The sequence below is a fragment of the Microcoleus asticus IPMA8 genome (assembly GCF_013179805.1).
Taxonomy (GTDB): domain Bacteria; phylum Cyanobacteriota; class Cyanobacteriia; order Cyanobacteriales; family Microcoleaceae; genus Microcoleus; species Microcoleus asticus.
In genome coordinates, this window is sequence record NZ_SRRZ01000041.1 from 22,848 (window position 1) to 41,396 (window position 18,549).

17 protein-coding genes are annotated in these 18,549 nt (G+C 45.0%); 10 read left to right on the top strand and 7 right to left on the bottom strand.

Going from position 1 to position 18,549, the window contains the following annotated elements; translation table 11 throughout:
• Positions 1-71: 71 nt before the first annotated feature.
• On the bottom strand, positions 72-926 hold the full coding sequence (gene purU, locus E5S67_RS12985) for a formyltetrahydrofolate deformylase (RefSeq protein ID WP_172187773.1): 855 nt from the start codon (positions 924-926) through the stop codon (positions 72-74).
• Positions 927-1,111: 185 nt separating this feature from the next.
• Between purU and E5S67_RS12990 the strand changes: the two genes are divergently transcribed.
• Positions 1,112-2,149, top strand: a complete 1,038-nt coding sequence (locus E5S67_RS12990) for a hypothetical protein (RefSeq protein WP_339382859.1) — start codon at positions 1,112-1,114, stop codon at positions 2,147-2,149.
• Between the two features lie 260 nt (positions 2,150-2,409).
• On the opposite strand, the gene thrC is transcribed toward E5S67_RS12990, so the two are convergent.
• Positions 2,410-3,534 (bottom strand): threonine synthase, encoded by a 1,125-nt coding sequence (gene thrC, locus E5S67_RS12995; protein WP_339382860.1) that lies wholly within the window; start codon positions 3,532-3,534, stop codon positions 2,410-2,412.
• Positions 3,535-3,672: 138 nt separating this feature from the next.
• On the opposite strand from thrC, the gene E5S67_RS13000 reads away from it, so the two are divergent.
• The 4 genes from E5S67_RS13000 to E5S67_RS13015 all read left to right on the top strand — a co-directional run bounded on the left by E5S67_RS13000 (position 3,673) and on the right by E5S67_RS13015 (position 7,644).
• Positions 3,673-3,936 (top strand): hypothetical protein, encoded by a 264-nt coding sequence (locus E5S67_RS13000; protein WP_246276764.1) that lies wholly within the window; start codon positions 3,673-3,675, stop codon positions 3,934-3,936.
• Between the two features lie 257 nt (positions 3,937-4,193).
• Positions 4,194-5,246 (top strand): fatty acid desaturase, encoded by a 1,053-nt coding sequence (locus E5S67_RS13005; protein WP_172187777.1) that lies wholly within the window; start codon positions 4,194-4,196, stop codon positions 5,244-5,246.
• Positions 5,247-5,428: 182 nt separating this feature from the next.
• Positions 5,429-6,931: an AAA family ATPase gene (locus E5S67_RS13010; RefSeq protein WP_172187779.1), complete on the top strand. Its 1,503-nt coding sequence runs from the start codon at positions 5,429-5,431 to the stop codon at positions 6,929-6,931.
• On the top strand, positions 6,931-7,644 hold the full coding sequence (locus tag E5S67_RS13015; protein WP_172187781.1) for a ParB N-terminal domain-containing protein: 714 nt from the start codon (positions 6,931-6,933) through the stop codon (positions 7,642-7,644). The genes E5S67_RS13010 and E5S67_RS13015 overlap by 1 nt, the downstream gene beginning before the upstream one ends.
• A 143-nt stretch (positions 7,645-7,787) precedes the next feature.
• On the opposite strand, the gene E5S67_RS13020 is transcribed toward E5S67_RS13015, so the two are convergent.
• Positions 7,788-8,027 carry a hypothetical protein gene (locus E5S67_RS13020; RefSeq protein WP_172187783.1) on the bottom strand — a complete coding sequence of 80 codons (240 nt, stop codon included), beginning with the start codon at positions 8,025-8,027 and terminating at the stop codon, positions 7,788-7,790.
• A 221-nt stretch (positions 8,028-8,248) separates the two neighbouring features.
• Here E5S67_RS13020 and E5S67_RS13025 point away from each other — a divergent pair, with 221 nt between their 5' ends.
• Positions 8,249-9,337: a ParB N-terminal domain-containing protein gene (locus E5S67_RS13025; RefSeq protein WP_172187785.1), complete on the top strand. Its 1,089-nt coding sequence runs from the start codon at positions 8,249-8,251 to the stop codon at positions 9,335-9,337.
• A gap of 132 nt (positions 9,338-9,469) precedes the next feature.
• On the opposite strand, the gene E5S67_RS13030 is transcribed toward E5S67_RS13025, so the two are convergent.
• The 3 genes from E5S67_RS13030 to E5S67_RS13040 all read right to left on the bottom strand — a co-directional run bounded on the left by E5S67_RS13030 (position 9,470) and on the right by E5S67_RS13040 (position 11,824).
• Entirely contained in the window at positions 9,470-9,805 is a 336-nt protein-coding gene (locus E5S67_RS13030; RefSeq protein WP_172187787.1) for a XisI protein, read from the bottom strand.
• Positions 9,793-10,209, bottom strand: coding sequence for an element excision factor XisH family protein (locus E5S67_RS13035; protein WP_172187789.1), 417 nt, complete (start codon positions 10,207-10,209; stop codon positions 9,793-9,795). Before E5S67_RS13035 ends, E5S67_RS13030 begins: the two co-directional genes overlap by 13 nt.
• Before the next feature lie 85 nt (positions 10,210-10,294).
• Positions 10,295-11,824, bottom strand: coding sequence for a phenylacetate--CoA ligase family protein (locus tag E5S67_RS13040; RefSeq protein WP_172187791.1), 1,530 nt, complete (start codon positions 11,822-11,824; stop codon positions 10,295-10,297).
• Between the two features lie 308 nt (positions 11,825-12,132).
• On the opposite strand from E5S67_RS13040, the gene E5S67_RS13045 reads away from it, so the two are divergent.
• The 4 genes from E5S67_RS13045 to E5S67_RS13060 all read left to right on the top strand — a co-directional run bounded on the left by E5S67_RS13045 (position 12,133) and on the right by E5S67_RS13060 (position 17,441).
• Complete coding sequence (locus E5S67_RS13045) at positions 12,133-14,034, top strand: serine/threonine-protein kinase (protein ID WP_172187793.1); 1,902 nt, start codon at positions 12,133-12,135, stop codon at positions 14,032-14,034.
• 232 nt (positions 14,035-14,266) lie between these two features.
• Positions 14,267-14,533: a hypothetical protein gene (locus tag E5S67_RS13050; RefSeq protein WP_172187795.1), complete on the top strand. Its 267-nt coding sequence runs from the start codon at positions 14,267-14,269 to the stop codon at positions 14,531-14,533.
• 585 nt (positions 14,534-15,118) lie between these two features.
• Positions 15,119-16,462 carry an EAL domain-containing response regulator gene (locus tag E5S67_RS13055; RefSeq protein WP_172187797.1) on the top strand — a complete coding sequence of 448 codons (1,344 nt, stop codon included), beginning with the start codon at positions 15,119-15,121 and terminating at the stop codon, positions 16,460-16,462.
• Between the two features lie 313 nt (positions 16,463-16,775).
• Entirely contained in the window at positions 16,776-17,441 is a 666-nt protein-coding gene (locus tag E5S67_RS13060; protein ID WP_172187830.1) for a response regulator transcription factor, read from the top strand.
• A 226-nt stretch (positions 17,442-17,667) separates the two neighbouring features.
• On the opposite strand, the gene E5S67_RS13065 is transcribed toward E5S67_RS13060, so the two are convergent.
• A complete protein-coding gene (locus E5S67_RS13065; protein ID WP_172187799.1) occupies positions 17,668-18,384 on the bottom strand; it encodes a pentapeptide repeat-containing protein in 717 nt (238 codons plus the stop codon).
• Positions 18,385-18,549 lie beyond the last annotated feature (165 nt).

An 18,549-nucleotide genomic window follows, 5' to 3' on the forward strand; every position in this document is an offset into this window, starting at 1 on the left:
CCACTAGAATTGATATCACTCGCCGAGCGATCGAAGGAGTAACAAACCAGGATTGATATGATGCCTAATTTTCAAGCAAAAACCACAGTCCGATTGCCGTAAACTAAAACACGATTTTGTAAATGATATCGCACCGCCCTTGCTAAAACAACCCTTTCTAAATCTTTACCTTTGCGAATCAAATCAGAGACTTCATCGCGGTGACTCACGCGCACAACATCTTGTTCGATAATCGGGCCCGCATCTAAATCCGGTGTAACATAGTGGGCTGTTGCACCGATAATTTTTACCCCTCTTTCATAAGCCCTTTCGTAAGGATTTGCACCCACAAACGCGGGTAAAAATGAATGGTGAATATTAATCAGATTGGGAAATGCAATCGTAAAATCTTGACTCAAGATTTGCATATATTTCGCCAAAACTACTAAATCAATCTTATATTTCTTAAGAATTTCTAACTGTTGTGCTTCTTGAATAGCTTTATTGTCTTTAGTAATGGGAATATACTCAAAGTCGATCCCGTATTGTGCGGCAAGAGGCTTTAAATTTTGATGGTTGCTGATAATCAGGGGAATTTCACATCTGATTTCTTGAGATTTTTGTCGCCAAATCAAGTCTAATAAACAATGATCTTGACGGCTGACCCAGAGCGCAAGCCGTCGAATTTTCTGGGAGAAATGCAATTGCCAATTGGCTTGTAAGTCCTTGGCAATTTCAGTAAAAGCAGGTGTTATTTGTTCGGTGGTTAAGTCAAAATCATCTAATTGCCATTCTAGCCGACTCAGAAATAATCCAGCGGTAAAATCTGTATGGTGATCTGCGTGGATGATATTGCCATTATGGGATGCGATAAAGTTAGCAAGTAAGGCGACGAGTCCTTTGCGATCGGGACAGGCAATTAACAGGGTTGCAGTAGGCTTAGTCATGGTAGAATAGCAAAAGTGTTAAGTGTTATTTTAGGCGATCGGATCGGGTTGATCGCCGAGCGTTAGTGAAAACAGAGAAAGCTTGTTTTTGCGATCGACTGAGTTCTTGAAAGCCTGCATTGAGTAGGGCTAAATACAAGTTTTAATCATCTTTTACCAGCGAAGGTCATTCGCTAATACACATTGTGACTATCCATAGAATAGAGTACCTGATTCTTTCTTCGGTTATAGAACATTCTGAAACTCTCAAAAATGTGGCATCGGATTTCAGACTCTCTCATGCTGAGGTGGTAGTAGCAGCCGATCGCTTATTTCAGAAAGGCTACATCTTAGCTGGATTTCGCACTGAAGATGGAGAATTTATTAAATATCTTACCTTGGATCGAGCGCAAATTCAGGCACACTTGGATGGGAAATTCACCACTTTTTACTACTTAACTCCTCAGGGGAGAGCCTTGTGGGAAACCTTAAGTCATCCTGATACGGAGCTAGAATTAGATACAAACCCATCAAATTTGTTTGGAGATGAAGATCTAAACTATTACGCAACATTAGCAAAAACTCTGAATCCAAAAGTCGAATACTTGATTCTTGAGTTTGCTGTAATATTCAGCTACTACGGACTAAGAAATGTTGCGTACTCAATGCACTTATCTCATGCTGAAACAGCACTTGCAGCGGATTCCTTGTTTCAGAGGGGAGACATTAAAGCAACGGTGTTTGCAGATGAATATGACGACTATCACACCGATGGAAATTCAGATGTTATCTTAACAAGAGCCGGAATTCAAGATCACTTAGATGGCAGACTTCTAGCTAGCTACTATTTAACTCCTCAAGGTGGTGCTAGATGGGAAGCAATGGCTCATCCTGATTGGAATAAATTTTCCATTGTAAATTTTCTTGGGCAGTTTCCTTATGAAGAAGGATTTCTCGGTACTCAACGAGAAATTATAGAGCAATTACTGGCTTTAGATCGTTTGCTTTTCATGTATAAACATATCCCAGGAAGCGAAAAATGGAATGTCCTCGAACCCTGGGAAGCAACTTATTGGAAGACTTTACCGCGAGGCTATTACGTTAGTTGTGAATTTCAGCATAGTGATTTTTTTACTTGGAAATTAGATGACAATACTCCGGCTGAGATAGTTGAGGAATACAAGCAGGCGAGTCAATGGTACGAGAATGTCAAGAAATGGTATACAGACCCTTCCTTTGATTAGAATTCAAAAGTTTTACTCGCTCGCTTGTTATATAAAACCCTCTGTATATCTCGCTTGTCGCCGAGCCTATATCCCCCTAAACCACCCTTAAAAAGGGGGACTTTGAGTAATTTTAGTCCACCCCATAAGAGATTTTAACTAACAGTGGAACAGGCATCTTGCCTGTCTTATTTCTTAGTCCGCGTAGGCGGACGAAAGTTTTGGCAGTAGCGGTTTCAACCGCCGAGGGTTCGAGGGGATAAAAAACTTGATATGGCTTCTTAAAACCCCATCGCCCCAGCTACTGCATCCAAAGTCGGAGCAATGCCGCTTTTAAACTGATTGTTGCTGTGATTAATTGCCGTATCCGGGTCTTTCAAACCGTTACCAGTCAGCACGCAAACCACCGTCGCCCCAGTCGGAACTTGGTCTTTTACCTTCAGCAAACCTGCCACAGAAGCTGCACTTGCCGGTTCGCAGAAAATCCCTTCCTGCGATGCTAACAAACGGTAAGCGTCGAGAATTTCGGCGTCGGTGACTGCTGCAAAACTGCCGCGGCTGGCTTCGGAAGCTGCGATCGCCTGTTTCCAGCTAGCGGGGTTGCCGATCCGAATCGCCGTCGCCAGGGTTTCTGGGTTCGCCACTGGCTGTCCCGTCACCAAAGGTGCAGCCCCCGCTGCTTGAAATCCCATCATCCGCGGCAGGCGCGAACATTTTTTGGCTTGGTGGTATTGACAAAAACCCATCCAGTATGCTGTGATGTTTCCGGCATTTCCCACGGGAATGCACAGCCAGTCGGGGGCATCGCCCAAAACGTCCACCACTTCAAAAGCGCCGGTTTTCTGGCCTTCCAAACGGTAAGGATTGACTGAGTTGACCAATGTCACGGGGTAGTTAACAGCCATTTCGCGGACAATTTCTAAAGCCCGATCGAAATTTCCCCCAATCGAAATTACTTCCGCACCGTAAAGCAAAGCTTGCGCCAGCTTGCCCAAAGCCACGTAACCTTCGGGAATCAACACGAAAGCTCGCATTCCCCCGCGCCGGGCGTAGGCGGCCGCGGAGGCCGAAGTATTGCCGGTACTGGCACAAATTACTGCCTCCGCACCAGCTTCCTTAGCCTTGGAAATCGCCATTGTCATCCCCCGGTCTTTGAAACTACCAGTGGGGTTGAGGCCGTCGTATTTGACCAAGACGCGCACGTCTCGACCGATGAGAGAGGCGATCGCAGGTGCTGGAATCAGAGGAGTATTGCCTTCTTGGAGTGTGACTACCGGCGTGGTTTCCGTCACCGGCAGGTAGGGGCGATAAGCTTCGATCAAGCCGGGCCAGCCGTAGCGTTTCGGCTCGGCTGCGCGGGCAGCGGAGTTAGCAGCAGAGTCAGTAGCAGGTAGAATCAGGGTCACGATGTCAATGGTTTTAGGCAATAGCCAAGGAATTTACACTAATTTTAGCTCGATCGGTTAATTTGATGTTTAATACGATCGGTTCAGGTTAAAGTAACTTAATGGTGTGAATGTGTAGATATGTCTACCCAATTACTAATGTCAAATAATTCATCCACTCTTTCCCGGCCTCAAGTTACCGCGAGCAATCCCGAAATGGCTAGTTCTTCTACCCTATCGACCACTTTTGCCCGCAAAGTAGATTCGGTGAAGTGCCCCTACCAAGCCGACCAGCAAGTTAAGTTCCTGCACTTGCAAGCGGAAATCGAATCCTTGCTGTTGGAAGTGCAAAGCCTCAAACAGCAACGCTCGATCGCTGGCTTGTCGGCTCTAGACCCCATTTCTGGCAGCAACAGCAATTAGCAGACAAAAGTCGCTAATGCTAACTGTGCTGCCCCTGTGTTATAAAAACAAAGGTTTTGCTACCCGCAGTATTTTTTGCCGAAAGTGCCAGAAATTCCTAACTGCGGATAGCGATCGCTAGCATTTGCTAAAACGCGCTTGCCTACTGCTCAACTCGTCTGCCACAAGCTGGCAACGAGCTGACATTTTACTGCGCTTTTTTATTGCGCTAATTTGTTAAGCCATGCTCATGGCATACGGAGAATCGAAATCAGTTTATGACAGCATCGATCGAAAAACCACTAAATTTGATATCCGCAAGTGACACTTCCAACCTGCGCCTCAAAGATATTCTCAAAACCCTGCCGCGGGAAGTATTCGTCAAAAACCCCCGCAAAGCTTGGACAAAAGTTATTGTCAACGTTTTGCTAGTTGCTGTCGGTTATTGGGGCATAGCAGTCTCTCCTTGGTTTCTACTACCCCTGATGTGGATTTTCACAGGAACCGGATTAACCGGTTTTTTTGTGATCGGTCACGACTGCGGTCACCGGTCATTTGCTAACCGCCGCTGGGTTAACGATTTAGTCGGACATCTCGCCTTTTTGCCGTTAATTTTCCCGTTTCACGCATGGCGGCACGGACACAATTATCACCACAAGCACACCAACAAAATTGGCGAAGATAATGCTTGGCAACCCATGACAGCGGAAGACTACGCTGCTGCTCCCAAGGCTTTACAAATAGCTTATAGTTTAATTTTCGGTCGGATGTGGTGGATCGGCTCGATCGCCCACTGGGCAAAAGTGCACTTTATGTGGTGGCGCTTCAATGGCCAACAGAAACAAGAACAAGTCCGGTTTTCTGTGTTAGTGGTTTTAATCGGTGCTGCGATCGGATTCCCGATTTTAATTGCAACCACAGGCATTTGGGGATTTGTCAAATTTTGGTTGATGCCCTGGCTGGTTTACCATTTCTGGATGAGCACTTTTACGATCGTCCACCACACAGCACCAGACATTTCATTTAAAGAACCGGAAGAATGGGACGAAGCCCAAGCGCAACTATCGGGAACAGTTCACTGCGATTATCCCCGCTGGGTAGAGTTTCTGTGCCACGACATTAACGTGCACGTTCCCCACCACCTTTCAACTGCTATTCCCTGGTACAATTTGCGCCTCGCCCACAGCAGCTTAAAGGAAAATTGGCAAGATCATCTCTACGAAACAGAATTTTCTTGGTCTTTAATGAAGCGGATTGCCGACAACTGTCACCTATACGATCCGGCTGGCGGCTATCAGACATTGCAAGAATTTAACGCTAAAACAAAGTAAGTTTTAAACGCGATAAATGCCAGAAAAACCCGGTTTGTAAAACACAACCGGGTTTTTCGATATTGCAATCCGTAGCCTTTGTCAGGGGCGGAATGCACGCCCTACTGTCAATATCACAATCCGTACCATTATTAAATCAGTCATTCCCAATCTAAAATCTAAAATCTAAAATCTAAAATCGAATGACTTTCAATCCCAATAACTGTCGCAACGAAAGCGAAGTAGAAAGCAAACTCATTGTCAGCTACCTGCTACCAAAGTTAGGCTATACGCCCGACACTTGGCACCAAGAAATAGCATTTGGGAATATTCGTCTAGACTTCCTCTCATTTGCCACCCAAGTTATCCCCATAGTCGTCGAGACAGACTCACCGATGAGTGTAGTCATGGAGGCTAAACATCCCAAGGAAAATTTAGACCGCCACCTGCGAAAACTCACTCGCTATTTAACAAGTTTGAGCATCCGCTACGGACTCATAACTAACGGTAAAGAAATTAGAATTTACGAAAGAGTTGCCGATGATATTCAGCTAGTCTTTAAGTGTTCTGGACAAGACCTTGAAAATAGAATTGATGAAATTATCGCTTTAATTGGCAGAGATAGTTTAAATTTTATAAAAAATCCCGATAATCTTCAACTGGAAGATAGTAAAATTAGTTTGGTTAGTCCTGAGTTAATTAGCGAAGTCCCAGTACAGCCCAACAATCCCGCCACCGCAGAACCTGAGCCAAGTCAAATCTCAGAACCCGAACAAATACCTGAAAATAATGTCGTTAATATTCAAGCTAAATCAGATTTAACCGTTCCCCAAAAAAGGCAAAATACTATGAAAATCATTGCAGTTTACCACAATAAAGGCGGCGTTGGCAAAACTACAACAGTAGTCAATTTAGCTGCAGCGCTAAGCAAAAAAGGTAAGAGAGTCTTGGTAATCGACTTAGACAGTCAGGCAAATACAACCTTTGCGACAGGTTTAGTTAAATTTGAGGATGAAGAACAAGACGATTTGAAAGATAATAATATTCTTCAAGTTTTGCAATCAGAAGACTTTTTCTCTATTGCACAAGTAGCTCGCAAGTCTAATTTTTGCCATCCCGAAATTGATGTGATTCCTTCCCACATTGATTTAATGCAATATGAAACCGAATTTAATCAACTAGATTACAGCCGAATGATTTTAATTCAAAAACTAGCAGACGTACAGGATAAATATGATATTGTACTGATCGATACCCCACCATCGTTGAACTTTTACGCCCGAGTTGCCCTGATTACGGCGGATTATTTAATTATTCCTTCTGACTTAAAACCTTTTGCCAATCAAGGACTGATTAATGTCAAGGATTTTATTAAAAAAGTCAACGTATTCAAAAAACAAATTGGCAAGAAACCTCTAGAAGTTTTAGGCGTACTTGCTTGCAAAATCTCAGCTAATGCTAAATTTGTACAGTATAGTTTGCCCAAGCGGAGGGAGACAATTCCCAAACGCTACGGCCTTGAAATCATGGACAGCGTAATTTACGAGAGAGATGATTTGGCAAAGTGTGCAGAACAATTTCAAATCGTGGGGAATATGGAAATCGCCGATCCGATTTCAGTGCTGGACTTTAAGCCAGATTCCATCGCTTCCCAAGAATTTGAAATGCTAGCAATCGAAGTTTTGGAAAAAACAGGTAAAAACTAATGAAAAAATTATTTCCGTCACTGGTTGCAGTTAAAAAAATTACATCCGCAGTGCCTCGTTCCAATTTTGCCGAGGCTGACTTGGAGAAATTAGCGAGACTGATTTTAGAGTCAGGAGGATTGATTAATCCGATAATTGTCCGCCGAAACGGTATGGATGCTTACGAAATAGTAGACGGAGACTTTGAATACTATGCGGCGGCGAGAGCAAAGGAAATAGAACCTCAAAAAGGCGAGACAATCGGAGCATTTATCCTGGAAGAAGAAAATGAAGAGCTTCTACTGGAACAACTTAAAATTCTCAGAAAAACCGCAATCACTCAGACGAAAAGTGTAAGTGACGTTCCCCAACAGTCCTCCAGTTTTGAACAGCGGCTGACAAATATTGAAACTCGATTGGAAAACAGAATTAATGAATTGAAAGCCGAGTATACGCGGGAAAAACAGGCGCTGATAGAGAGGGTTAAAGATGTTGAAAGCCTGATCCCCAAGCCTGTTCCGCTGTTGGAAGCACTCAACACTCAAGATAAATTCAAATTGGCTACAAATTTGAAAAATGCTGGCATAAAAGCTCAAACAATAGAACAAATCATCAAAGAGCGAGATTTGCAGCAGTTTGCATCTTTTGAAAATGTGTTGGAACGCATGAAAGGTAAAGGGTTAGGCGAGAAAACAATGATTAAGCTTATTGACAAGTGGCAAAAATATTTATAAGCTTTCAGCCATCTCAATTGCATTTTTGGGGCGCTCAAAGCCCACCCGACAAAAGTTGAAAAACCCGATATGACTCGGCGGTTGAAACCGATCCTACACAAACTTTCGTCGCTCTCGCTTGAGACTAAAGAATAAAGGGGATATTAAAGCTGGCTTTCGTATAAATCGCAATTGCGATCGCAATTCGCAACGCCAGCCCGATCGCCCTGACGACGAAAAAAGTAAAGATGAGTAAAGCAGTCGATCGTTGGTGTCCCACAGCCAGTTAAACTCTTCACAGTCGCTTTTTTTAGGAATTGCAGTAACTTTTGTCGTAGCTTGCGGGGCCCGACGCCATCGCCCGGGCTGTCACCGCACAGCCAGCCGCACAGGTACAGCAGCAACGCGATATCTCCGCCAGATAACCGAGTTCGATCGCAGACTGGGAAGACTCAGCCCAAGAAACCCTTTAACTTACCACGGTCTGGGTAAGGTGTTTGTCTCGCACCCTACAATTAGAGTTCTTGGGTTAGTCCTGCATCCCTTAAAACGCAGGCTGTAAAGTGCAAACATACATAAATACCCAAACACCAGATTTTAATGACAAAAGGGGACTTGTAACAAGATGGATCGATCGTCCGATCAAAACCGAATAGTTGAATATTTGCGGATTAAGCCAATTAGTCACAGTCAGATTTACACTTCCCAAATTGCAGTACCAGAGCCTCAGAGGGGGGAAATTCCCCGCAAACGCCGCGAAGATCTCAGGAGAAGTCTCATCGAGAAAGGCAGCAACTTGATTCCTTTAATTGTGCGCCGCACTGAAGCTTACAGCAATGAAGAAGAATATGAAGTTGTCTGCGGCTCAGATTGGTGTATTCTTGCAAAAGAACTCGGCATCGAGCAAATGTGGGCTTGGGTATTTGAAATGACCGACGAGGAGGTAGCTGTTGCTCAAGCAGAAATGGAACATTTAGCTCCGCAACCGACTCATAAAACTGCACAAATTGAGACTCTACTGCAACAATTTGAGCTATCATTTCAAAAAAAGGTAGAGAGTCTAACAAAACAAATAGAACAATCTGTTAAAAAAAATGAAGATCTACTAAAAAAGCACGTAAAAGCTCTAACTGAACAGAACTTGGAGCGTAACCAAATAGAACAGATTAAGCATTTGCTCGAACAAGTGGAAAAAGCATTTCATGAAAAGGTAGATAAAATGGCTAAAAAAATTGAACAGTCGAGCAGCAACCGTCCGCTAACATCGGCGGTTATTTCTGATGTTAATCTTGAAGCTGCTTTGAGACAGTTGGATGAACTGGAAAAACTGCTGTCAAGAAAACTAGAACGCACAGTCCAAACCATTAATCAGTTTGTTTCTGACGCCATTGAAGACGTAGAAAATGACCTAAAAAATCAAATTGAAACGCTCCGCCGCCAACTCGGAGGCGCAGCGACGCACTCAGAAATACAGCCCGAGGCACAACCTAAAACGCCGTCAAAAACACAGCCCAAGAAGCAGTCGAAAGCACAGCAGAAACCTCAGCTACCGCAGTTGCAGTTGGAGTTGCCGTTTCCGTCCCCAACGGAAGACTACGAAACTCTTTCGCTGAGGGGCTTGAAGGCGATCGGCAAAGACCGGAAAATTCGGGGCTACGCGCGCATGAAACGACCGGAAATTTTGGCTGCTCTCAGGGAAGCTGACGGCCAATAAAGCGGTAATTGCTAATAGTTAAAGACTAATTGTTCGGTGTTCGATCGCATTTTTGGGCAAAAAGTGCGATGGGTGTTTCAGAATAGTCCTCGGCAGAGATATGAAAACCTGTTTCCTGTATTGTAAGCTGGTTTAGGCGATCGCATATCCCGTATGTTGCCGAACGTGATACGGATGAAACCCTAAAACTATCTTGTCTTTAGGCACTCCTAATTCTACAAGTTCTGGGGTAATTCCCGTTTCTATACCATCTTGTTGAATCCAGATTTTGCCGTCGATAATTTCCACATGAACGATACAATCGTGAATTCTTTTAGGCCCTTGCCAGCCATCGTGCATTAGTAAAAAATTGTTTTGTTCGCTGTCAACAATAACGCTGCTTTTAATTTCTCCGTGTCCGTAAGAAATCTGGGCATAACTATTTAAAACATTGCGAACAATTTGGCGATATTCATCTAGTCTATCCATCTGACAATTGTCTCCTTTAATGAATCAAAAACTATTAGTTTAAATCTCTTGTTCTCTAACAAAATCTGCCCGATAGGTTCAGAAAAGATTTCTGCATAAACTTCTGCACGAATTGCCAGATATATTATCCGTTCAGGTTCCGCTCGCTGTAGAATATCTTCGTAAACAATATACTGTCCAACAGCTTGTTCTAAGTCATGAACTGGTGAAGCACTCACGAAACTTTTTACTTCTACAGCAATTTTGCGACCTTGCTTTTCGGCAGCAAATAGTTTTTCTGCACCTAAATCAACACTGAGAGTACGTTTACCAACTTTTAAGGGTAGCGGATCGTTTGTTATCGTCCACCCGTCTTTTTCTAGAGCTGTTCTGACAGTATTGTGGTAGATGTCTTTTGCTGGCATATTCTAATCTGAACCATCAAATGTCACCCTAATTATAGAATAACACAAGACTTTTTAAAGCTGATAGCTCATCAATTCAAACTACTTATTGCCGCGTGTATCGGTGCTTCACCCCAATCGGAAAATACTCCGCATCGCCCGTCTCCGTTAATGTCACCACAGGTAACTGATATTCGGGCGGCACGTAATTAGCAAATTCGCTGTTTAGCCGCCGCAATTGCGCGAGAATTGAAGATGCGATCGCCTGCTTCATCTCCTCGTCGTCCTCCACCCCCGCTGCTAATTCCACAACCACCGATAAAAACCGATTTTGATCCGCATCTTCCTTGACTTGCAGCACAAATTTTCCCGTCACCCATTCCCGTATGGTGGGAACTTCTAAACCTACGGTGACATTTTCCGGGTAAATGTTAGCACCGAAGTAGGAAACGGTAAAGTGCGATCGCCCAAATACATAGACAAATGGCAAGCAGCGAATTCCTCTGGGGAAATCAGAAACTTTCATAGCTGCTTCTTGCTGCAAACGTGCCACAGGGTTAAATCCCCATTCTGCCAAAAAATTGAGCATTGCTTCGTAACAAATTAAACCGCCGTTATCGGAGATGTGATAGCGTATTAGCGGGATGCCGTTGTCGCCAGAAAATAATAGCGTGCCGTCATTATTCACTTCAAAAAAGCGGCTTTTCGGATCGTACTGTACCAGCGTTGGCAACCGCGATTCCCCAAATAAATTGCGTGCTGCTTCGGGATTGTTTGCTAAAAAGCGGCGGATGCAAATACTCAGCGGTGTCTCGTTGCCCAAAACGCCCGCATCGGCAGTACCGTAAAGGCTCGCAGAGTTGTAATATAGATTGTCAGAATTAGTGCGATCGCTCACCAAACTCCGCCATTCTTCGCTAAACACTTCCCCCGCAAACACCATCTTAATTCGATATTTTTGCCACTCCACACCCCCAGCAATTCCGCTATCAATCACATCTTTGATAAACGGCGGATATCCCAACAATACTACTTGCTCGAAATGCTCCCCAAGTTCCTGCACAACTCGGAATATTTCAGTCTTATTATTCCCAGGCGTCACAACTGTAACTGGATAGCCCTTACTCGCTAGATAGCGGCAGCAATTCGCCGTGTACATTCCCCCAACCCAAGTCCCCAAAGCAAAGCAAATCACAGCTAAAGTTGAGCGAGTATCAGCGGAAAAACTGTCGTGAAATATTTGTTCAAAACGAGCGGCAATTTGCAACTCGTCGCTGATAAAACGCGGCCAAAATGTCGGGTTTCCTGTCGAACCAGAGGAAACAGCAATGAAATCGCAAGTTTCTAATTTGCCCTGGTAGCACAACTGAGGTAGCGGGTGACAGCGTAAATAATTCTCTTTGGTAATTAGCGGCAATTTTTGGAAGTCTTCAAAGGTTTGAATTGAGGCGGGATCGATGTTGAGTGCAGCTAGGAAAGTCTGGTAAGCTGGTACTGTGGCCGCGACTTTTTGAAAAAGCGCGATCGCCCCGCATTCGGCAACTCGATTCTGCTGGTGTTGCAATCGTTCCTCAAGCGGCGCCCTCAAAAACTCTTCAAACGCCCCAATTGCTCGCTGACGCTGTTCTGGCTGCATGATTTGCTCCTTAAAATGGGTATTTTGCACCTCGATCGCTCAAGATTCAATTAGTAGCGCTAACGACCCGATCGCACATTGGGCTGGACACTAAAAATTTGAACACACTTTGAGGTCGATCGAATCGAAAAGATGGCGCAGTGGATAAACTTCAATACCACGAAACCGCTTTTTTAACAATAACCACAGGGGATAGGCAAGCTGCCGATCGACTAATCAACACTGACACACTATGTCAAGATTAATTCAGCGATCGCCCAAAATCCTCAGTCTCAGTCAAGCGTGAAAATCCGACGCAGCAAGTTCCAATGAACAATCCCATCTACCCCGGCATAACTCTCAACAATCACTACCGCATCGTCCGCGAATTGGGACACGGAGGCTTCGGGCGCACCTACCTCGCTGAAGACGCCCACCGATTTAACGAACCCTGCGTTTTAAAAGAATTTGCGCCCCAAGTACACGGAAGTTACGCTTTACAAAAATCCGAGGAACTGTTCGAGCGGGAAGCAGGAGTGCTCTACAAGCTGCAACACAATCAAATCCCGCGCTTCCGCGAACTCTTCCGCGTCAGTATCAGCGATCGAGGCTACCTATTTCTCGTCCAAGACTACGTTCCCGGTCAAACTTACCGCTTCCTGCTGGACGCCCGCAAGCGTCAGGGTTTGCGGTTCATAGAGGCAGAAATCAATCAACTGCTGCTCCAGATTTTGCCCGTGCTCGAATACATTCACTCTTTGGGAGTCATTCACCGCGACATCTCCCCGGACAACCTGATTCTGCGGAGTTCTGACGGGATGCCGGTGCTGATCGACTTCGGCGGAGTAAAACAACTTGCCGCCACCGTAGAGTCTCTGTTCGCTGAGGCTAACGGCACTCCCGCCCCCGCGACTCGCATCGGCAAGCTCGGCTATGCTCCCGTCGAACAAATGCAGATGGGAATCGTCTATCCCCAAAGCGATTTGTACGCTCTGGCGGCGACGGTTTTAGTGTTGCTGACGGGGAAGGAACCGCATCAGTTGCTCGACAGCCAGACGCTCAATTGGAACTGGCGGGCGGAATGTTCTCTGTCTCCGAATTTGTCCCTGGTGCTGGATAAAATGCTTGCTCAACAGCCGAGCCAGCGTTACTCCTCGGCTCGCGAGGTAATGCTCGCTCTCTCCGGCAATCCGCCTTTACAGCCACCTTTGCCACCAGCCCAGGATTTTGGACCCACGCAGCCGCCGGAGCACTCGCCTATACCCGTGCCCGCCCCCGCGCCAAAGCTGCCGGGAACTCCGGTGCGAGGTGCTATTGGCAATCAACAAAAGATGCCTGCTTGGAAAATGGTTTTGTTCGTGGTGGCGGTGCTCTCAAGTATGGGGGGAGTTGGCTGGTTTGCGGGCAATTATTTGTTAAATCTGCAATCAAAAGTGCAGAAAATTCCCCAGAGTCAGAGCCCGAAGCAGCAGCAAGAAGATGCTTTGCAAGATCGCTTTGTAAAGCTCAAAATTGACGATCGATTCTATAGCGGTTACGTCAACCTTGTGGACGAGACTTTTTATGCCAAATACCCGGAATTGGGCGGACGGCTGTTAAAAGAAGGCGATGACGATCGCCAGTGGCGGGAAAGGTGGCAGAAAATCGGCGACGAGTTGCTCGACAAGCTGGAAAATCTCAGCAGCGACGCTAGAGCGCGGCTGGGCAGTTACGACACCGCCGATATCGATCGCTGGAAAACTGAGGTTAACAAGCTGAATTTGAGCAGTCGGGCTTTGTACGATTTGGCTGATGCCAAGTTCTTTTATTGGTTTCCACAACAGCCGCGCGATCGCAATATCATCGGTTTGCCGATCGGACAAATTTGGCAAGCAATTACCGCCGATGCCCTCGCATCTTTGCAAGCAGGAGCAACTGTCGAAAGCGTTGAATTTGACCGCCTATCGAACAGCAAAAGCCTCACAGGCAATCTCAAACCCGGAGAAGGGAAAGCTTACATTGCCCGGTTCGCTCAAAATCAAACTTTGCGCGTGAATTTGCAAGCACCGCGCAAATCTACTCTGCTGTCAATTTATACTCCGGGGCGGACAAAGGGCGCGCGAGCTTTGCTGCAAGATGCAGATGGGCTTAGTTGGTCTGGATTGCTCGATGATGCTGGTTATTATGAATTCGTGGTCGTTTCTCAGGCATCCGAGCCGATCGCTTACGAGTTGAATCTGACGGCGGAATAACTGCTATTGACAATCCAGCAATTTAGTGACAAGCCCCCGGATTTATCCGTGGATCGAAAAAAAACCCCTAATCCTCATCACCAGCCCCCGGATTTATCACTGGGGTCGCTTTCTTCAATTCTTTAATCCAAAATCTAAAATCTAAAATCTAAAATCGATTGACGCTCTCGATCGACCCAGGCAATAATAAGGTAATACCGATCGGGTAAGTTTTCCGGTTCAAACAAAGAATATGCTGAGATTCGCGATCGTAGCTTTAGTAACTTTAGGATTAGTATTGGTGACTGCACTAGGTTTACATCCAGCCAATGCGACAGTCAGCACTCCCGAATTTTATGCTTGGAACTTTGCCTCTGTAGGCAGTAGCGAGCTTGTTTGTAAAAAGACGGTGGTAGTTCCGCAAGACCTAATCATTCCGTCATCTATGCAGGCTGTCAGTATCACTTCTGCAATTGTAGATGAAAAATATTGCGCGAATTCCACTAAGCCTGTGAATTAAAACAGTGCATAATATGATGTCCAGTTATACAACCATAATTAAGATCTCGGTCAGTCGATTGTAGATTTTAGATTTTAGATTTTAGATTTACTTCACAGATAAATCTGGGAGCTTAAACTAGGGTCTAAAATTTTGTTCTCTCCACGGCTGTTGCTGTTGGCAAGTATCCGTTTTTGGGGTCAGGAGGCAGCGTCCTGATTCATCCATCGAGAGGAAACCAAAGTCCTAATTACAAACACGGGCTAATTATGAACAATTAACCGGACATCATATAAGTGATTGCCTGAGTGATTGCCGCTATCCGCGCAGTGACAGTGTTGGTGGCATTCTTTTATGAGAAACTACAGTTAGTTTATAAGAAAAGTTTATCAAACGAGTCGGGCGCAGCATTTTTATGCTATTGAAAGATATCGAACTATTCCCTATTTGGGCAGTTATTTTATTGTGACTTAAGAACCGAGGGAAAAAATTCAGCCATTTGGCTAATTATTTATTGGCTAATTGGCCGAATTACTAATTCGTTAGTTTGAGTATGCTAAAGTTAGTCAGGTTCAGATATATAGTGCCATCTGTTATCTAATTATCATGCTCAAAATTTTGGTGATTGAAGACGACGAATTAATCCGGGAAACTCTTCTGCAACTCCTGGAATCTCACAGCTACCGGGTCATTGCGGCCGAAAACGGTCGAGCTGGGGTGCAGATGGCACTTTCGGAGATACCTGATTTAATTTTGTGCGATGTCCAGATGCCGGAACTCGACGGTTATGACGTGTTGCGGACTCTGCGGCAAAACTCGCTAGCTGCAACAATTCCATTTATTTTCCTCACGGCTCAAAGTGATAAAACCGATTTTCGTCGGGGGATGGATTTGGGGGCAGACGATTACCTGACAAAGCCGTTTACCAAGGCTGAATTGTTGGGAGCGATTGCTTCTCGCGTCTTGAAACGGCAAACAATTACTCAACCGCTGACAGTTGCGCTTCACCAAGCAGAAGCCAGACTTAAAGATTTAGTTAACGACTCGACCAAGGTTACGACTCTATCTCCTGAAAAGTTTGCTCTCGAAGCTTTGCTGCGCCATGCTTTGGCACAAGGTGAGTTTCAGGTATACTATCAGCCCCAGGTGAATATTGCTACCGGCAAAGTTATCGGCGCCGAAGCTTTAGTGCGCTGGCAAAATCCCGATCGAGGTATAATTTCTCCCTGCGAATTTATTCCCTTAGCAGAAGAAACAGGTTTAATTATTCAGATTGGCGAGTGGGTACTGCTTTCAGCTTGCGCTCAAGCCGCTAGTTGGTTGGCGGCGGGGTTTTCGCCCTTTACAATATCAGTAAATTTGTCGGCTCGGCAGTTGTCAGACCCGGAACTCAAGGCGCGAATCGTGCAAATATTGGAAACTACAGGCTTGGAGCCTGCTAATTTAGAATTAGAAATGACCGAAAGCGCTTTGGTAGAAAATGCGACAGTAGCAGGCGCTACTTTAAACCAACTTAAAGCTCTAGGAATTCGGATTGCTATTGACGACTTCGGCACCGGTTACGCTACTTTAGGATATCTCAAGCAATTTGCTTTTGACAGTTTAAAGATCGATCGAATTTTCGTCCGTAATGCCAATGAAGATACTCAAAATGCTGCTATTACTACAGCAGTAATTTTACTGGGTCATAGTTTGAATATGACAGTAATTGCTGAGGGAGTAGAAACAGAAGCAGAACTAGATTTTTTGAAACAACATCAGTGCGATATCATGCAGGGGTATCTGTTCAGCCGCCCCGAACCAGCAGCGATAATTGAAAGTATGTTGGTTGCCGACCCGGGTTTTTTCGCGCAGCCCCCAGCAGCACCTGCTCGCGTTGTCCCTTTTGTACCTGTGTCCGAACCAGAAAAATCTAAAAACCTTTCAATGTCGGGTCTAGGAATAGTTTAAGTATCACCAAGATTTCTGTATAATACAAAAAAATTCTTTTTTTTACCTTGTATTTTATGCATAAAAGTTGACGTTCTATCATAAAAAGTTGTAGCTTTTTTGGAGAGATGAATTCAAGAAGGAAATTTTAGCCCAACATTCCTTAACTTCTTCCCATTTTATGCGATCGCGCCCGTAATTCGACTATTGGAGCAATTGTGGCGTTTTGAAATCGCGAGCTTTTATCAAGTTCCAGCAGGTAAACTAATTGAAGTTCCTACTTTGGGAGCCACAGTTTCAAGAACTGTCCAACTGGATTTGGTGCAAGCCTTTCATGGAAAGAATATTAGTAGTTGACGACGAAGCAGACTGTCAAATAGTCTTAGCAATGTACCTCGAAAGCCAGGGATACCGGGTTGAATGCGCTAATTCCGGGCTTGAGGCGCTCTCGATTTTTGAGAATGCCCCCCCAGATTTGGTAATTTCAGATGTCATGATGCCGGAAATGGACGGGTTTGAGTTTTGCCGCCGCTTGCGAACTACACGTTTGGGAAAGTTGGTGCCGTTTATATTTTTGTCAGGTCAAGGCGAGATTGAGTCAAAAGTTGAAGGTCACTCGATCGGCGCTGACGATTATCTGGTAAAACCTTTTCATTCTGAAGAAATCTTAGCTAAGGTGAAGGCGCAGTTAGAGCGCTCTCACCGCATTCACGCCGAGATTGTGCGACTCCTTCAAACTTCTAGCGCTAGGGCGGTGGAGCCAAAAGTTGTAGCAGTATTGCCAGCACCTGCACCTTTGCCTTTAACACCAGCCGAGGAAAGAGTTTTTTGGGAAGTTATTCAGGGTTATACTAACAAACAAATTAGCGATCGGCTGTTTATTAGCCCCCGGACTGTGCAAGCTCATTTAGGCAGCATTTTCAGCAAATTACAGCTAGAAAATCGGGCTCAGCTTGTGAGATTTGCCCTAGAAAACGGATACAAACCACCCCAAACTTAGCTCAGCTCTGATATCATGTCCGGTAAATTACTTACGGTATGTCCCAAGAGAACGGAACGAAGTGAAGTGAAGCAATCCCAGGGGCTTAAGATTGCTTGCCTCTGCTGTCGTAAACTTTGCAATGACTAGCATTTAGGCGGACATGATATAAACCTAGGGCGCGGCAGCCAGTCAAAAACTCCCGTAGCTGCCACATTAATCGCGGCTGACGCACTCAGCGGGCCGATTATTCCAAATTCAAAACACAATAAGGAAAATTAGTTATCACGCAAACCCCCGGTCCCAAATTCGTACCCCGCAAGTTGGCACGTTCCAAATCAGCCTGGCGCACATTATTAGCCGCATCGATATTTGTACCGCTCAATTGAGCCCTCGGAAGCCGAGTATTTGACAAAATAGCATTCTGCAAATTAGTATCGCGCACATCCGCGAAAGACATATCCGCTCCGCTTAAATTTGCACGGTTTAAATTCACTCTAAACAGCAGCGATCGCCTCAAATCGGCATTCGATAAATTAGCTTGTAACAGATAAGCTTCACCCAGATTCGCATTAAAAAGTTTAGCACCGCGCAAATCAGCACTCGTCAGATTCGCTCGCCCCAAAAAAGCATTAGACAAATCCGCATTTCGCAGATTAGCACCATTCAATTCAGCACCGTACATCTCGGCGTTGATTAAATTAGCATTAGACAAATTAGCATCACTTAAATCCGCTTCTAACAAATTAGCTTCATAGAGATTTGCTCCGCTTAAATCGGCTCCTCTTAAATTAGCTCTGTACAAGCTAGCCTTGAATAAATCAGCATTTCTCAAGTCACAGCCTTCGCATTCATTACTTTCCAGCAATTGCCTGACATGATCTGGATTTTGAGCTTTAACGGGAGCTGCAAGCCAAAACAAAGCTAAACTTGCCGTTACAGTTGCCAAGATTTTAAGTTTCACAAACAAACCTCACTGCTACTTCGGATTAATTATACTAGCAAACTGTAGAATTTAAACCCATGTGCTTCTCTCTTTTCTTTTGCTCTGCGTTCTCTGCGCCCTCTGCGGTAAATCCTCAAAAGACTGATTCGCAGCCAAGGATTTAGACCTGCTTGCAGCAAGGCG

Excerpts from the sequence above, each read along its gene's own strand:
- purU (WP_172187773.1), bottom strand. The coding sequence starts at position 926 with ATGACTAAGCCTACTGCAACCCTGTTAATTGCCTGTCCCGATCGCAAA.
- E5S67_RS13000 (WP_246276764.1), top strand. The coding sequence starts at position 3,673 with ATGTCAAATAATTCATCCACTCTTTCCCGGCCTCAAGTTACCGCGAGC.
- E5S67_RS13005 (WP_172187777.1), top strand. The coding sequence starts at position 4,194 with ATGACAGCATCGATCGAAAAACCACTAAATTTGATATCCGCAAGTGAC.
- E5S67_RS13010 (WP_172187779.1), top strand. The coding sequence starts at position 5,429 with ATGACTTTCAATCCCAATAACTGTCGCAACGAAAGCGAAGTAGAAAGC.
- E5S67_RS13015 (WP_172187781.1), top strand. The coding sequence starts at position 6,931 with ATGAAAAAATTATTTCCGTCACTGGTTGCAGTTAAAAAAATTACATCC.
- E5S67_RS13025 (WP_172187785.1), top strand. The coding sequence starts at position 8,249 with ATGGATCGATCGTCCGATCAAAACCGAATAGTTGAATATTTGCGGATT.
- E5S67_RS13030 (WP_172187787.1), bottom strand. The coding sequence starts at position 9,805 with ATGGATAGACTAGATGAATATCGCCAAATTGTTCGCAATGTTTTAAAT.
- E5S67_RS13035 (WP_172187789.1), bottom strand. The coding sequence starts at position 10,209 with ATGCCAGCAAAAGACATCTACCACAATACTGTCAGAACAGCTCTAGAA.
- E5S67_RS13040 (WP_172187791.1), bottom strand. The coding sequence starts at position 11,824 with ATGCAGCCAGAACAGCGTCAGCGAGCAATTGGGGCGTTTGAAGAGTTT.
- E5S67_RS13045 (WP_172187793.1), top strand. The coding sequence starts at position 12,133 with ATGAACAATCCCATCTACCCCGGCATAACTCTCAACAATCACTACCGC.
- E5S67_RS13050 (WP_172187795.1), top strand. The coding sequence starts at position 14,267 with ATGCTGAGATTCGCGATCGTAGCTTTAGTAACTTTAGGATTAGTATTG.
- E5S67_RS13055 (WP_172187797.1), top strand. The coding sequence starts at position 15,119 with ATGCTCAAAATTTTGGTGATTGAAGACGACGAATTAATCCGGGAAACT.
- E5S67_RS13060 (WP_172187830.1), top strand. The coding sequence starts at position 16,776 with ATGGAAAGAATATTAGTAGTTGACGACGAAGCAGACTGTCAAATAGTC.